Annotated in this window: 15 protein-coding genes; 8 read left to right on the top strand and 7 right to left on the bottom strand. The window is 40.5% G+C overall.

Going from position 1 to position 15983, the window contains the following annotated elements; all coding sequences use genetic code 11:
• Positions 1-75 precede the first annotated feature (75 nt).
• The 3 genes from AACZ73_RS15740 to AACZ73_RS15730 are packed head-to-tail and all read right to left on the bottom strand — an operon-like array spanning position 76 to position 2305.
• Positions 76-705 (bottom strand): hypothetical protein, encoded by a 630-nt coding sequence (locus tag AACZ73_RS15740; protein WP_339879292.1) that lies wholly within the window; start codon positions 703-705, stop codon positions 76-78.
• On the bottom strand, positions 695-1339 hold the full coding sequence (locus tag AACZ73_RS15735; RefSeq protein ID WP_339879290.1) for a hypothetical protein: 645 nt from the start codon (positions 1337-1339) through the stop codon (positions 695-697). The genes AACZ73_RS15740 and AACZ73_RS15735 overlap by 11 nt, the downstream gene beginning before the upstream one ends.
• Entirely contained in the window at positions 1340-2305 is a 966-nt protein-coding gene (locus AACZ73_RS15730; protein WP_339879289.1) for a VWA domain-containing protein, read from the bottom strand.
• A gap of 234 nt (positions 2306-2539) precedes the next feature.
• Between AACZ73_RS15730 and AACZ73_RS15725 the strand changes: the two genes are divergently transcribed.
• The 6 genes from AACZ73_RS15725 (at position 2540) to AACZ73_RS15700 (ending at position 8900) form a co-directional block, all read left to right on the top strand.
• Positions 2540-4873, top strand: coding sequence for a TonB-dependent receptor (locus AACZ73_RS15725; RefSeq protein WP_339879412.1), 2334 nt, complete (start codon positions 2540-2542; stop codon positions 4871-4873).
• A gap of 1 nt (position 4874) precedes the next feature.
• On the top strand, positions 4875-5711 hold the full coding sequence (locus AACZ73_RS15720) for a DUF4249 domain-containing protein (RefSeq protein WP_339879288.1): 837 nt from the start codon (positions 4875-4877) through the stop codon (positions 5709-5711).
• Between the two features lie 187 nt (positions 5712-5898).
• Positions 5899-6270: a BlaI/MecI/CopY family transcriptional regulator gene (locus tag AACZ73_RS15715; RefSeq protein ID WP_339879287.1), complete on the top strand. Its 372-nt coding sequence runs from the start codon at positions 5899-5901 to the stop codon at positions 6268-6270.
• On the top strand, positions 6270-7607 hold the full coding sequence (locus tag AACZ73_RS15710; RefSeq protein WP_339879286.1) for a M56 family metallopeptidase: 1338 nt from the start codon (positions 6270-6272) through the stop codon (positions 7605-7607). Before AACZ73_RS15715 ends, AACZ73_RS15710 begins: the two co-directional genes overlap by 1 nt.
• Before the next feature lie 90 nt (positions 7608-7697).
• Positions 7698-8117: an energy transducer TonB gene (locus AACZ73_RS15705; protein WP_339879284.1), complete on the top strand. Its 420-nt coding sequence runs from the start codon at positions 7698-7700 to the stop codon at positions 8115-8117.
• Positions 8118-8462: 345 nt separating this feature from the next.
• Positions 8463-8900 (top strand): lipocalin family protein, encoded by a 438-nt coding sequence (locus AACZ73_RS15700; protein ID WP_339879282.1) that lies wholly within the window; start codon positions 8463-8465, stop codon positions 8898-8900.
• A 70-nt stretch (positions 8901-8970) separates the two neighbouring features.
• Here the strand turns inward: AACZ73_RS15700 and AACZ73_RS15695 are convergent, their stop codons facing one another.
• Positions 8971-11520 carry a M14 metallopeptidase family protein gene (locus AACZ73_RS15695; RefSeq protein WP_339879280.1) on the bottom strand — a complete coding sequence of 850 codons (2550 nt, stop codon included), beginning with the start codon at positions 11518-11520 and terminating at the stop codon, positions 8971-8973.
• A 128-nt stretch (positions 11521-11648) separates the two neighbouring features.
• On the opposite strand from AACZ73_RS15695, the gene AACZ73_RS15690 reads away from it, so the two are divergent.
• Together AACZ73_RS15690 and AACZ73_RS15685 are read left to right on the top strand one after the other, a co-directional pair.
• A complete protein-coding gene (locus AACZ73_RS15690; RefSeq protein ID WP_339879279.1) occupies positions 11649-12416 on the top strand; it encodes a DUF1080 domain-containing protein in 768 nt (255 codons plus the stop codon).
• Positions 12417-12498: 82 nt separating this feature from the next.
• Positions 12499-13839, top strand: a complete 1341-nt coding sequence (locus AACZ73_RS15685; protein WP_339879277.1) for a Gfo/Idh/MocA family oxidoreductase — start codon at positions 12499-12501, stop codon at positions 13837-13839.
• Positions 13840-13958: 119 nt separating this feature from the next.
• Here AACZ73_RS15685 and AACZ73_RS15680 read toward each other — a convergent pair whose 3' ends face one another.
• The 3 genes from AACZ73_RS15680 to AACZ73_RS15670 all read right to left on the bottom strand — a co-directional run bounded on the left by AACZ73_RS15680 (position 13959) and on the right by AACZ73_RS15670 (position 15919).
• Positions 13959-14372 (bottom strand): hypothetical protein, encoded by a 414-nt coding sequence (locus AACZ73_RS15680; RefSeq protein WP_339879276.1) that lies wholly within the window; start codon positions 14370-14372, stop codon positions 13959-13961.
• A 260-nt stretch (positions 14373-14632) separates the two neighbouring features.
• Positions 14633-15130: a hypothetical protein gene (locus tag AACZ73_RS15675; RefSeq protein WP_339879274.1), complete on the bottom strand. Its 498-nt coding sequence runs from the start codon at positions 15128-15130 to the stop codon at positions 14633-14635.
• Between the two features lie 114 nt (positions 15131-15244).
• The gene (locus AACZ73_RS15670; protein ID WP_339879272.1) at positions 15245-15919 is read right to left on the bottom strand and encodes a CAP domain-containing protein; all 675 of its coding nucleotides are present in this window, start codon (positions 15917-15919) and stop codon (positions 15245-15247) included.
• Positions 15920-15983 lie beyond the last annotated feature (64 nt).

Here is a 15983-nt window from a genome sequence, read left to right as displayed (position 1 = left end):
AGTTATTGTTTGGTGACCGATGTAAAATGTCCGATGTATTGCTCATCGGTCATCGGTCATCCAACATCAGACATTTTACCAGTCAGGAATCCCTCTCTTTGGTCTCTCTGTGGCTTTTTTCTTGTTTTGCTGTATGTATCGCAACTCAGCGGCGTTCATGCTTTCCAGGATCTGTGCAGCTTGCTCAGGAGTTAAGTTCATGGCTTTCAGCTTTTCCTTAAATTCCTCCATAGCCTTTTGCTTATCAGCCAGATTAGCATCCATCTGATCATTGGCATTTTCTCCTGGCTTGTCATCGCTTTGCTCAGAAGGATCTCCAGCTTGGGATTCTTTTGCTTTATCCTCATTGGTTTTGTCTCCGTCCTCTTTGGACTCCTGCTGCTCTCCCTCTTCGCCCTGACTCTTTTGATCTTCTTGCTGTTGCTTTTCTTCCTGATTCTGCTGGTCTTGATTCTGTTTGTTTTCCTGATCTTGCTTCTCCTGCTCTTCCTGTTCTTTTTCAAGCTTTTCTTTCAACGCCTGAAGCTTAGAATCCCCAGGATATTTAGACAGACCATCGTTTACCGTTGCGAGAGCTTGATCTTTTTCGGTTTTGACATAGGAGCGTGCTGCCCGGTTAAAATACTCACCGGAAGATTGTGCTAGGGCGAAGGATGTACTTAATGTGAAAGCAAACCCCAGAATTATAAGAATTTTATTGCTCATCGATTTCAGTGATTTCTTGAAGACTGGTCATAAATTCTTGATATGCGGCAACTGTTTCATCCTGTTGCAACGCATCATTCATAATGGTCAACGCATCTTTGAAGCGGAATTGTTCCACCAGCCGATCCGCTTCTGCTTTTTTGCGCTTCGCAAATTCAGATGGCTCGGGCTTATCGTTTTCCTGATTTTTACGCTCTTCATCCCGCTGCAGCCACCTTGCCAGCAATTCATAGTTGTAGCGTGCGACCTCATTATTTGGATCCTGAATCAGAGCTGATTTAAACTTGCTCAATGCGGGCTCGTATTCCTTTTTGTCTCCTAATAATACTCCTCCCTGATTGAAGGAAAAAGAAGCTAAAGTCTTGTCTGCAGCTGTGGAAGCCTTGTCATAATACCCAGCGGCCTCATCCGGCTTTTCCGAATATTGATTGCTCAAGCCTAGGTTGTAATCTAATTGAGGAGATGCATATCCAAATTCATCTATGAGTAGTTGATGATTTGCGATGGATTGCTCGTATTCGGTTTTGGCGTAAGATTCTTCAGCCAGATCAATAGCGGAATTCAATCTGGAAACTCTAGTCCAAGATGCAGGAATCAGAAGAAAAACTGCTAAGGTTAGCTTACTCCAGCTCATTTATAATTTGATAGTTTTGATCGGTAACATCATGTCCAGCAAAGAAAGAACCAAGCCGGCAAGAAGAAAATAAAAATATTTATTGGCAGAAGCTTCCACGATTCTGGATCCGGTCACTCCGCCTTCCACTCGCTCCAATGCAGCAGTTAAATCGCCAATTTCCTGAACTTCGTCAGAAATCTCGAAATATTGGCCATTGGTCTCAGCAGCTATTTGCTGCAAAGGGCCTCGGTCCAAGACTGTCTGCGCCGGTTTACCTGTTTGCGGATCAATCACCAACCCATTTCCTCTAGGAATACTGCTTCCTCCCTCAGTACCAATTCCAAGAGAGAAGACTTTAATCCCTTCGCTATTCAGACGGGAACCAATATCTTCCAGGTCATCCCCGAAATTTTCTCCATCGGAAATCAGAATAATTGATTTTGATTTCACTTCGTTGCTTTCGTCATTCATAAATCTCTCTTCAGCCATTCTTAGAGGTCCATTCAGGTCAGTTCCAAAATTGGGAACCAACCCGGTATTCAAGCCATCAATGTATAACTGAAGTACACTCTGATCGAATGTGAGAGGGCACTGCATGAAGGCTTCCGAGCTGAAAATGATCAACCCAATTCTATCTGATGGGAAGCTTTTGGTAAGGTTTTTTAATTCAAACTTGATGCGCTGAAGTCGGCTGGGACCAATATCTGAGGCATTCATCGACTGTGACAGATCTACTGCGATGAAAATATCTTTACCTTCTTCCTGAATTTCTTTCATGGAAGTACCTATGGAAGGTCCTGCAAAAGCAATCAGGAAAAGCACAAAATAGACAGTTCTGATCACCACTTTGGTAAATAACCTGCGCTTCTGTACTTCCAGCTTACGGTTGATTTTCCAATAGCGAAACAGATAAATAAAATACAGCAAGCCGAAAATGCCGGCAAGCAAGAGGGTGAGTTTTACGTCCGGATATGCCCAAATCATGACCTGAAATTATAAAATAAAGATTACTTTGAAAGGGAGAATTATATAAGCAGTACCGCTAATTTCAAATGATCGTGAAAATTAACAAACATTAATTGTTCTGAATCGTCTAGTTTTGGAACCCTAGTCTTTTACTTCTGGAGTTATCCTTCTAAATCATACCGTATGAGGCCATCCACGAAGATGCGCAAATTCAGCCTACTCTTACTTTTTATTTTATCATTTACCAATGTAATGGCCCAGGAAACTAGCTTTTACAGTGCGGAAGTGCTGGATGCGAGTAATTCTTTGCCACTAGCTGGTGCTAGCGTTTATTGGGAAAATGATCAGGGCTCTGGGGTAATTTCAGGAGAGGATGGTTCTTTTCAGATTAAGAGTAAATCCCTGCCTATGCGTCTGATCGTTTCTTTTGTGGGATTTGAAACCTCGTCACGTCTGATCACTGCAAAAGACCTTGGTAAGCCTCAGCGATTTTTTCTTAAGCCTTCCGATGTTTCTTTGGATGAAATAATAGTTCAGGAGAGAAAGGCTGGTGAGCAAGTGAAAAGTATGGAAATGGGAAAAGCATCTGTGCCGATGGAAACCATAAAAAACATTCCTGCGCTTTTTGGTGAAGTAGATTTGCTTAGAAGTTTACAGTTGCTGCCAGGAGTGCAGACTGCAGGTGAGGGGACCACTGGCTTATTTGTCAGAGGTGGTTCGGCAGATCAAAATCTGGTGCAGCTGGACGGCGCTCCCATTTATAATCCTTCACATTTTTTCGGATTCTTTTCGGTCTTTAATCCTGACGGGCTTGATCGGGTGGAGCTATATAAAGGTAATATGCCCGCCTCTTTTGGGGGAAGGCTTTCGGCCTTGGTCGATGTGTCATTGAGAGAAGGAAACAATTCACAGATACATGGAGAGGGCGGAATAGGGAGCATTTCATCGAGATTGACACTTGAGGGACCTCTTTTTTCGGATAAATCCACTTTTATTATTTCCGGAAGGAGAACCTATGCCGATGTGTTTTTAAAACTTTCAAATGATGAGGATATCAAAAATAATAAACTCAATTTCCATGATTTGAGTGGGAAACTGGCGTTTGTCTTGGGAGAAAAAGATAAGCTTACTATATCCAGCTATGAGGGGAGTGATTATTTGGGTTTGGATGATGAGTTTGGTTTGGGATGGAGAAATTGGATTTCTTCAGCTCAGTGGAGTAGGACGAGTAGTGAGAGATTGTTTTTTGATCTTCAGGCATACCACTCGAGATACAATTACCGAGTAGAATTTGATGATCCGGATACAGGGTTTGAATGGAGAAACAAACTTTCTGAAACGGGTCTAAAAGCAGTTTGGACCTATTTGCCAAGTGATAAATTTCAAAGTTATTGGGGATTTCAAAATCAGTTGTATCATTTTGCCCCTATAGAATTAAACCCAGCATCCGATAGCAGCATAGAGCCAATTACCACCAATCCCAAAAACGGTTTGTTGAATAGTGCTTTTATAGGTGCTACCTATGAAATCACTCCAAAGCTCAGTACTGAAGCAGGTCTTCGATGGGGGTTTTTCAATCAAATAGGCAAAGGAGTGGAATATATTTACGAGGGAAACGAAGTAAATCCAGATGCCCGCATCACAGACACTTTAAATTATGAGGCGGGAGAAAATATTAAGTTCTACCAAGGACTGGAACCTAGGATTGCATTTCGGTATTTGATCAATGATAATTTATCATTAAAAGCTGCCTACAACCGCAATTTTCAATACGTACAAATAGCCTCTAATAGCTCCGCGGGACTTCCGGTGGATCGCTGGATTCTTGGCGGGACTTATGTTCCCCCCGTCAGGTCCGATCAGGTTTCCCTTGGCATATTTCAAAATATCAATGATAGCCGCTGGGAAGTTTCTGTGGAAGGGTATTACAAAGATCTAAGGAATGTAATCGACCTGAGAAATGGCGCACAGGTATTGTTCACTGACAATGTGGAAACAGAACTGCTCACAGGAAATGGGTGGTCATATGGAGCTGAGTTTTTGCTTAGGAAAAACATGGGCAAAACCACCGGATGGTTGGCGTATACGTATTCCCGGACGTGGAGGAAGATTTCTGGTATTTCCTTGGGACAAAAATATAATCCCCGGTTTGACAGACCTCATGATGTTACTCTGGTGCTAAATCACGAATTCTCTCCTTCATGGTCAGCAGGATTGACTTTTATATATACCACAGGTCAGGCGGTTTCTTTTCCTATAGGTGTGTATGACCTGGATTATCAATCGGTTCCATTGTATTCAGATTTTAGGAATAGAGATAGATTTCCGGACTACCACAGAATGGATGCATCGGTGACTTGGAAAAATGCCGACAAAGGGCGCAAGTGGAAGGGAAGCTGGAACTTCTCAATATATAATTTGTATGGGCGTAAAAATCCATTTGCCTATGAGTTTAGAGAAATTTACAACGATGACTTCAGATACGACAGTGATGATGATGGACCTGTGGTGTCCACCAGGCAAGGAATAGTTATGACGTATTTGTTTACCTTCCTACCATCTATCACCTATAATTTTCAATTTTGATATGAGGAGATTTTGGATTGTGATATTAGCCTTAGCGGCATTTTCCTGCCAGGAAGAAGTAAATCTTCCACTGGCAACTATTGACGATGAAATTCCTGTAATTGAAGCTACCTGGACAGATGATTCCTATTACAATCAGGTAAATATTTCTCTGGCTAGAAATTACTTTGATTCGGTAGATACTAAAGTGGTCTCAGATGCTCAGGTTTATATCAGTGTACCGGGATCATCAGTTCAGATTCCTTTTGTATTCAATAATACATCTAAAAACTATGTGCCGATCTATTCAAATGATGTGGCAAAAGTCGGAGAGTCTTATCAGTTACATGTATTATGGAATGATAACGAGTTTACATCTTCCGGTACACTTTTACCCCCGCCAACTGTTGACAGTGTCACATATGAATATCAGGAAGATAGGCTCTTCCGGGATGAAGGTTATTACATAAAGGTGTATGGTGAGATTCCTTTTGATGAAAATAACTACTACAGAATAAGAGTGATTGAGAATGATACTCTGAAAAACGACCGTGATGATTACCTGCTTTTTGACGATACGTTTGGCTTGAAATTTTTTGAAGAAGGTCTGGAATTGAATTATTCATTTGATGAAGGAGATAAAGTGCGGCTGGAGCTCTTCAGAATGAATGAAAGCTCCTATGAGTACCTTTCACAACTGGTTAATTTACTTTATAATGACGGTGGACTATTTTCCCCGCCACCACAAAACCCCGACTCAAATATTAAGGTAATCAATGGAGACTCGGATGTCTTGGGATTTTTCAATGTTTCATCAGTTCTTAGCCGAACTGTTTTTATAGAACCCAATGAGGATTAGCTCAAGAAATCTTTTAGTAAGTAGCCTCTCTATGTTTGTGTTATAAGAAGTCGTTTTCGTTTTAGGATTTTAATCTCAGCATTCTATAAGTCGCAATCGAAGACTTTATTAAGCTAAATAATCTGTAGATTTTAATATTTACGAAAAATTCGTAGAATTATTAAAAATTCGTTACTATATTGGAGGTATGAACGAATTGAACAGCAACGAAGAAAGGATAATGCGGATTTTTTGGAGACTTGAAAAAGCGCTTGTCCGGGATGTACTTGAAGAACTTCCTGATCCAAAGCCCCCTTACACTACACTGGCTTCTTCTATTAAACTATTGGAGAAAAAAGGCTATCTGGATCATAAAGCTTACGGCACCACACACCAGTATTTTCCATTGATTTCCCAGGCTGAATACAGCAAAAAGAGCGTGAATCAATTGGTGAAACATTATTTCGAGGGTTCGGTGGGGAATTTTCTTTCATTCATGGTGAAGGAAAATAAGATTTCCGATAAGGAAATTGAAGATTTACAGAAGATTATCGATGACATGGACAAACCCACAGAGTAATGAATGCAATCTTAATTTATTTGGCCGAAGCAAGCTGTTGCGTTGCTATCACGGTGCTTTTCTACCGACTTGTTTTGAGTGAACTCACATTCTTCACATTGAATCGGGTGATCCTGATCAGTATGCTTGTGCTTTCCTTTATCATTCCTATGCTGTCTTTTAATTTTGGACTTATTTCCACTGGTATAGGGGAGGTAGTGCTTCCGGAATTTTTGGTAGGGAATGACGTAGCAGAAGAAGTAACTGTATTCACATGGCAAGAAGTGCTGTTCTACGCTTATTTGGCTGGAGTGGTAGTGATGACTGTTCACTTAATTCTGGGCTTTTTCACTTCGCAGAGATTGCTTGGCAAGTCCCGACTGATGCAATATCAGGATTATTGGATTGCTGTGCATCCTAAGTTTATCCCAGCTTCATTTTTCAGTTACATTCTACTACCGGATTATGATCCCAATAGATCTGAGCAAAAGCAAATTATCCTTCACGAATCTATGCATGTTCGATTGAAGCACAGTTGGGATTTGTTGATGGTGCAATTTGCCAAAATCATTTTCTGGTTCAATCCACTTATTTACCTATTTGAAAAATCCCTGAGGGAAGTGCACGAATATCAGGCTGATCAGGGAGTCACTTCTTCCTATTCAAAAAAAGAATATTCCGGGCTATTACTACAGATGATCACAGGAGGACAAGGCTGGCACTTCATGAATAATTTTAATCAATTTCAAACAAAAAAGAGAATTATTATGATGAGTAAACCACAATCCCAAAGAAAGGAAATGCGCAGGTTTTTGCTTGCAATTCCGGTATTGGCAGCTTTGTTTTTTGTTTTCTCCTGCGAAATTACGCCGGAAGAAGACATAGAAGGGCCGACTATGGCTGGTGAATCTAAAGAAGTGAAAATAGGTCCTGCTGATTTAAATGCAAGAAAATTAGCTAAGGATGGCCAACAAATTTTTGACGTAGTAGAAGATCAACCCGAGCCTCCAGGGGGAATGAAAGGTTGGAATATGTACCTGAGTAGAAATTTGTCTTACCCAGCGGAAGCTAGATCAATGGGCGTTGAAGGAACTGTAATCGTAGTCTTTGTTGTGAATTCTAATGGGGCAATTTCTGATGTAGAAATTCTTAGAGGGATTGGTGCAGGTGCTGATGAAGAGGCAATTAAAGTGGTAGAAAATGCTCCTGATTGGATTCCTGGTAAGCAAAATGGTGAGGCAATAAATACACGAATGAGGCTGCCTATACGATTTAAGTTGGACGGGAGTGAGAAAAAGGAAGAGCCTATTGCTTCAGCTCCAAACGACGTTGATAAAATAGTGGTTGTCGGATATTAAATCATAATTGCATCTGACAAAATCTCCATAAATCAATGTATCACGGGATATGGAGAGTTTAATAAAACACTTCCAAACTAAAAACTAAATATGAAACTATCTAGCATAAATTTCTCACAAAAAGCAGTGACTCTCTTTGTCATAGCCTTGCTTTATTTTGCTGCTCTTCCCAATCAAGCTGCTTTTGCGCAAAATAATATTGTGTATGAAGAAGTAGATAAGATGCCGGTACCACATGGTGGAATGGAAGGGTTAATGTCCTATTTAGGACAAAACATAAAGTATCCGAAGGCAGCTAAGAAAAAAGGTATTGAAGGAAAGGTGTTTGTGGATTTCGTGGTCAAAGAAGATGGATCCATCAGTGACGTTTCGATTTTACGGGGCATCGGTGGTGGATGCGATGAAGAAGCATTTCGGGTAGTTTCGGATTCTCCTCAATGGACTCCCGGAGAGATAGACGGAAAGCGAGTCAGCACCAGAATGAAGTTACCAATCGAGTTTAAATTATAAGTAGTTAAGTTTAGTCAGAAAAACGCCTGAGGATTCCTTAGGTGTTTTTTTTTGTTTCTTTTGAAAATAGTTTGCTTCCACGACGAACAGCATGTTTTTGATAGAATTAATGTTTCTTCAAACATATTAAGTCGCAGTCTGGATAATTCTCGTAATTTCAATTTATGATGAGTAATTCTCCTATGCATTAATAATGAGAATTTCACATTATAGGATTAGTTTATTTATTCTATATGAAAAACTTCTAGTGATGATAGGAGAGAAAATGGGAGTTAAACCGTGGGATTTCATACCGGAATGGCCTTCTGATATCATTAATTATAAATCAAATAAGCAATTATCGCTATGAACTCTAAACTTAATAAGGGCTATTTTTTTTCTGGCTTTCTACTCGTGCTTTTGTGTGCTAGTTTTTTTTCGTGTAACGGGGGGCTTGAGGATACATTAATTGGTTCTTGGAGTGGAAGTGATTTTCTTTTTCAGAGAACTGAGGGTCCGGATTTGGTTGCCACTGTAAATGGTGGCTTGGATCAACATCTTCATAGCAAATTCATAATCAAGGATGATGGTACCTATGAGAAATTGGTCGATGATTATGACAATGGTAATGGAATTTGGGAATTGCGGAATGACAGTTTGATTATTCGAAGTGATAATGGAAACCAATTAAAATATAAACTTTTAAAAGTCACCGAGAAGGAGTTGGTAACAGTCCATGATGTGACTTTTAGCACCCCGCCGGGAGAGATTAAAGGTAAAATTACTCTCACCTATACCCGATAATTCGTTGTAAAATCAAAAGCCATCCACGATTTTCGGGATGGCTTTTGATTTTATTAATCTAAAAGAAACTTTAATTCATTAAGTCTCCAAAGAAAATTGCATTTAGAAACAGCTTGTTTGTTCCGAACCAAGCTCCTCTGAAATTAGGACTATCAAAAAAATTGATAACTCTGCCACGTCCTACAGGAGATATAATTACACTCGCGCTTTGGGTTAATTTATTTAGGTTGCTTTTGGAAATGTAACCACCCAAGTGGGGATTTTCAGAATATCGGATAGGAGTGAGGTATTTGTTTTCACTAGGTTTCATAAAGATGCTGCTATTTCTATAAACGGGAAGTTCCTCCCGACGATATCCATATGCTATAGGGTGGGTCAAATCCAACTTAGCCATATAGATACTTCCACCCACTGACTTAGCTCCCTCATAGTCCCGCTCCAACGCAAATGCAAGATTTTTTGGCTCTTCTGCTTTTTCTTCCTCACTGATTTCTACAAGTGATTCTTTGATTATCCCTTTTTGATTTAGCCAGAGACTGGCAGATTTCATAGAAATCACGGTTCCACCCCGCGAAATCCAATCTTTCAGATGTGCAATGGTGCCTTCTGAGAAAGAGTTGTAGTTTCCACTCGGTAAGATCAAAGTTGTATAATCATATAGGTTTACTCTGCCCATATCATCTGAATTAACTTTTGATATAGGCATACCGAGCTGAGAATCCATGAGGTACCATATCTCACCAGCTTCGTAGCTAGATACCCCATCTCCTACAATCATGATTACTTTTGGTTGAGTTACTGCGCCTACCAGATTAGATCCCAAATCAATTCCTTCCACATTCATTCCAGAGGTAGTGGCATAGATCTTTTGATTGTTTTCTTTGGCTAGCTTTTCAACTGTGGATTTTACATCGTCGCCGTCTAATTTTTGAAAACCTGTAGGAATCATCAGTGTTCCTGCGGAAAACTGAATTTCTCCGTCCTGGGTGTTTGATGTGAAAGGACGATTAATTATTTCAACATGAACGCCCGCTTCCAATAGATCAAAAAGCATCTTTGGAGCATAGTGATCTGACCAATCGATCAGGTAAGCATAAGCTCTTTCAGTAGGAAAATCGAAAATGTTAAGTGTTGCTTCTGTAATCTTATCACCGGTTTTGACAGAAGCCGATGGGGCAAATGGCATTCCGTAAGCTCGGGCCATGGTCCAGGCTGATGCATCGTAAAATACTGAATCAGCAAATTCTTTCACATCTTCAAACATGGTCCGAACCATTCTATACTGCGGCTGGGAAGTAGGTACGATCCAGGATTTGCCGGCTTTGAAATCATAACCTCCTGAGCTGATGTTGGCTGTGTTTTGATACACATCGATTTTGTGATCCAATAGAAATTTTACAAATAGCCTATTGCGGCTCTCGTCGTATTCATCTCCGAAAACGTAATTTTCTACAGGATCTTTGGCTCCCTCTGATACAGCAGTTTCAAAGAATTCGCGCAAGTAGTCATGCATATACACTCTGTTGTCCAGTCCTGCTTCCATGGTAGCAATGGAGCTTTTTACATGGTTTCTAATGGTAAAAGCAAAACTGATATTCCCCCGCTGACTGGACTGAAGATGTCCGCGGCTACTTGCCTGCTCAAATACCAAACCTAATCCGCCCTGTATATCAGGATAAGTGGAGCCGTAGCCTGGGTAGCTATTATCAAACACTTCTTTGGTCCAGTACAAGCTTCCGATTTCATCTAGGTATTTTGCGAAGTATTCCGCAAAACGAACGTTAATATCATCGTAGTTTTTTCGTGGCACTACCGGATTTTCGCTGCCATAAGGCTTCGTAGGTTCAAAAAAGTAGGTGCCGTCAGTTCCCATTTCATGAAAATCGGTCGTCACATTTGGGTACCACTCATGATACCATGCTATTTTAACCTGAGATTCTGGATGTGCCAAAGGAAGCCAATCTCTATTCAGGTCAAACCAATAGTGGTTCGTTCTTCCACCTGGCCAGGCTTCGTTATGTTCACGATCTAGGGGATCAGACACAGGAGGAAAGCCCTTGTTGCTGTTTGCCCATAGGCTATGGCGATCACGGCCGTCAGGATTGACAGTAGGGTCGAAATGAACAACGGAATTTTCACGGAGATTTTTCGCCAGCTCACTTTGTGAAGCAAGCAACCAATAAGCGGACAGCATCGCTGCTTCGGCTGAGGAAGGTTCATTTCCATGTACCCCGTATCCCAGATGAATGATTGCCGGCATAGCACTTACATCCGGTTTTGGCTGACTTGGATCCGCCAGCTGAACTTGAGTTTTTCTGATTTCTTCCAAATTACTCATGTGATCAGCGGAAGCAATGGTCAGGATGACTTTAGGACGGTGCTCATGCGTGTAGCCAATGGTTTTTAATTCCGCAAGCTCACTGATTTCGTCCAATTTTTCAAAATATTTTACAATTAGGTCATATCGGGTATGCCAGTCACCTATGGGATATCCGAGGAATTCTTCAGGAGAGGGAATGCTGGGGTCAAAGCTTTCTTCCGGAAAATAATAGGCTGACTGAGTAAAGCCTGAAAGGGAAATAAAAAATGTTGCAAAAAGGCTAAGTAATGGTTTTTTCATAGATTTTTGGTTTGTGGAAAATACTAAAGAGAATCCGCATGACAACTTAAAATCCACCAATGGTTTTATGTTTAGTCTGATTTGACTTAATTTATCAGCTTTAATAATAAATCCTAAAAGTCTATTGTATGAAAAATAGAATATTGGCACTGGCAGTGACTGCAAGTGCATTGAGCATTAGTTCTTTAGCAATTGCGCAAGAAAAAACACCACCCCCAATGAAGCCTGAGGCAACTGAGTTTTATACTCCTGTTCCTCCTAAAGTAACTCCAGGAGCAAACAATACTGCACCTCCTTCGGATGCAATAGTTCTTTTTGACGGTACTAGCTTAAATGGTTTTGTGAGTGCGAAGGAAGGCAATGGTCCAGCTGAATGGACCATTGAAAATGGTGAATTGGTAGTCACCAAAGGTAAAGGGGACATTCAAAGTAAGATACCGTTTGGTGATGCACAATACCATTTAGAATGGTCTGCACCTACAGAGATTGTGGGTGAAGGTCAGGGACGTGGTAATTCAGGTTTCTTCTTGATGGGACTGTATGAAGTACAGGTGTTGGACAGCTATGAAAGCAAGACCTATACTAATGGACAGGCAGGAAGTATCTACAAGCAGCATCCTCCTTTGGCAATGGCGCTAAGACCGGCCGGGGAATGGAACTACTACGATATCATTTTCAAAGCTCCTCGCTTTAACAAAGATGGTATTTTAACTTCTCCAGCCACAGTTACCTTGCTTATGAACGGAGTCTTGGTTCAAAACAATGTGATCCTAAAAGGTCCAACCGAGTATATCGGTATTCCAAACTACAAGGAGCATCCTGAGAAATTGCCTATCAAAATTCAGGATCATGGAAACCCAGTAAGATTTAGAAATATCTGGGTTCGGGAACTGTAAAATAGTCTAATGCAAAAAGAGTAGTTATTTAATTAGCTACTCTTTTTTTGTACCTTTTTCAATAAACAATAACCCAAAAGATATGTCATCAAGAAGAAGATTTATCCAAAACACCATGCTGGTCGGAGCGGGACTTAGCTTGCCAAGTATGTTGACCGCGGCTGATTTTGGAAGATTTACCAGAAAAGTAAGACCATCTGATCAACTGAATTATGGTCTAATTGGCTGTAAAGGAATGGGATGGTCCAACATGAGTGCACATTTGAAATTGCCTGAAGTGAATTGTGTGGCTTTGGCAGATGTTGATCAGAGCGTGCTAGAACAGCGTACCGAAGATGTTTTTAAACTCCGAGGGACCAGGCCAAAACAATACAAAGATTACCGAAAGCTCTTAGAAGATCCTGACATTGATATAGTAATCGTCGGAACTCCGGACCATTGGCATTGCCTGATAATGTGTGATGCTGTTTCTGCCGGTAAAAACGTGTATGTAGAAAAACCTATCGCCAACACGATTGAGGAATGCCAACTGATGGTGAAAGCCCAGGAGCGTTACGGAAAAGTGGTTCAAGTAGGACAGTGGCAAAGATCTGGATCGCAATATGCCCAGGCGATTGATTATGTGAAGTCAGGGAAGTTGGGGCAAATTAGGTTGGTAAAATGCTGGGCTTATCAAGGCTGGATGAAGCCTGTTCCTGTACTGCCAAACGGGCCAGCTCCAGCTGGAGTGGATTATAAGATGTGGCTTGGGCCAGCACCTGAGAGACCATTTAATCCAAACCGTTTCCATTTTAACTTCAGATGGTTTTGGGACTATGCAGGAGGTCTGATGACTGACTGGGGAGTACATGAGATAGATATTGCATTGTTTGCAATGGGAGTGTCTGCACCAAAATCGGTAATGGCTTCCGGAGGTAAATTTGCATACCCAGATGACGCCTCCGAGACCCCAGATACCCTTCAGACTGTTTATGAATACGATGGGTTCAACATGCTTTGGGAACATGCCACAGGTATAGATGGTGGGAATTATGGTACTACAGAAGGAATAGCATTTATCGGAAACAATGCAACTTTGGTAGTGAATAGAGGAGGATGGAAGGTGATACCTGAAACGGAGACAATTGATGGTAAACGCGTTCCTAAAGTGGAGGAAGTGGCTCACACTCCTGGGGTAGGAAATGCACTTGATCATCATGCGAAGAACTTTATAGAGGCAGTGAAAGCAAATGATCCAAGCATATTAAACTGTGCTATCCAAACAGGCAGTATTGCTGCGATCAATGCACAGATGGGAAATATCGCTTATAAGACCGGCAAGAAAGTCTATTGGGATGCTGGTAAAAATCAGTTTACGGATTCTGAAGCGAATCAATTGATCAAAGCGCATTACCATAATGGATGGGAATTACCAAAAGTGTAAGGATATTTCAATTTTGATTTAAAATCTGCGAGCCATTCGGAGAGGTTTGAAGGGTTTTTATAAATGGAAAAAGCCATGGAATCATCTTCCATGGCTTTACTTTTTCAAGTGAAAATCCTTTAAAAAGCTAACGCAGCTAGCCCAAGTTTACTTTTGAGTGGACCGATTGATTTTAGAATCTGTCCTGAATATTTTCTGAATAAATCGTTTCCTAATAAGCTAGTAAGGAACTTAGTTCTGTCGTTCTTCAAACCAAGAAATGCAGCTTTCTTATCTTCATCAGACTTTCCGCTTTTGCTGATGTCCATCATTTGATCTACGAAGCTTGAATTGTCCTTAGTTAGCTTGTCTTTCTGGTCAGAATTAAGTTCAAGATCATCTGTGTTATTGAGGATTCCCAATACTTGAGAGGATAAATCCACCTCGGGAATGTTCATTTTAGGAGATTTAACGGATGGAATAGTCTGTGCATTCAAATTTACGGATAGCACCAATAACAGCACGAAACCTAGGATAAATTTTAATTTGCTCATGATTAGTGTAGTTGATGTATAATTGATTAGAGGTCAAATTTTGACGGTGTATATTTTCGTCTTAATGGTCCTGTCTGTTTCTTTATTTACTTACGGTAGGCATTCACAGTGTCTTCGCCAAGAATACTTTCAAAAGCAGACAATTGTTCTTTTCCTAGTCATGTGATCTTGGCAATCTTTTTATCGTCCGATTTATCTCCTCCAGCTATTTTGATTACATTATCGAGAAAAGAGGTATTACTTTTCTTCAATTGAAAAATTTATTTAAATAAGCTCTTTCCCAAGTCCATTAATCCTCCTAAATCCGATCCACCCTTTCCTCCGCCAAGCAGAGAACCTAGAAGATCACCAGTATTAATTCTTCCTTGTCCACCTTGTAAGGAAGAAATTACAGAAGATAGGATATCGTTATTATCCTGAGGAGCATCATTCACCCGCTTGTTGAAGAAGTTCATAATCATGGGAAGTGCAGCTGCAGCTATTCCCATTGCCTGTTCTTTGGATATACCTAGCTTATCCATCAAGCCTGTTGAAACATCGCCTTGTAAATTATTGATCACAGGAGCATTTGGTGAAGTTTCTTTCCCAGAAAACATCTCCTTTATAGCGGAAAGGTCGCCAGATGCAACTTGCTTTTGTACAGTTGATGTGATGGTTTCCTTTAATGCTGAGGCAGATGACCCGGCCTTGTTTTGATTCATTCCGGCGAGCATTTCCTGAAGCGGCCCTTCTGCCATAGTTAACAGTTGATCTAACATCATAATAAAGTTTGTTTGATGTAATTTCCTGAAATTGATAAGGGAATACAATAAAAAACCCAATTACTTACATCATTTACAAACTTCAGTTTCAATTAGAAATTGAATTGCATCTTACTTTGCACTTCCAAAGCACTGAACACCCATAAAATAGGGGACGTTTTGAGACTCCCGATTATTATATACTTGAGCTCCACAACCTAGCTCATCAAAATTAGGATTCAATATGCTTTTTCTGTGTGAAGGGGAATTCATCCAAAGTAACACAACCTCTCTGGCGTAGCTTAAATAGGTGTGAGGAAGTATTACTTCCCTTTTGGCGTTTGCATAAGTATACATGCCTCCGCTTTTTGGTATATTTATCTGCCTTCCATTTTGATATTGTAAGCCTATACTAGAACTGATATTTTCTCCTATCAGCATTCGTTTTATTCCCTCGAGAGCAAATCGCTCACCGATGGTCTTTTTGCCCTTTACTCTACTGACATGTGAATAAAAGTTATAAACGACCATGTCATTTGCATGCTCAGAGGCTACTTTTTCTATTGTGTTTGAATAGTTAAAGGGTTTAAGCCCAAATTTTATCCGCTCTTCATTGGTCACGTAGAACATAGCGGCTTGCAATAAACCCCGATCAAGTTTTTTGTAATTGATGGTTTGATTTACAGCTGCAAGCTGAAAAAACTGCTGTGGAGTGAAACGATTATAATCTGATGGAATCCAGGTTTGCGACAGAGTAACAGTACTTTTAAGGAAAAGGAAAACTATCGGGAGAATTCGTAAAGCCAAGATGCTGGAGTTAATAAGATCTGATAAATTATTCTGAATTCTAGACGAAGAAGTTGCTCGAATA

Source organism: uncultured Algoriphagus sp. (assembly GCF_963974835.1).
Classification (GTDB): domain Bacteria; phylum Bacteroidota; class Bacteroidia; order Cytophagales; family Cyclobacteriaceae; genus Algoriphagus.
The sequence above is the reverse complement of the archived record's forward strand: the minus strand, read 5'-3'. Positions and strand labels throughout refer to the sequence as shown.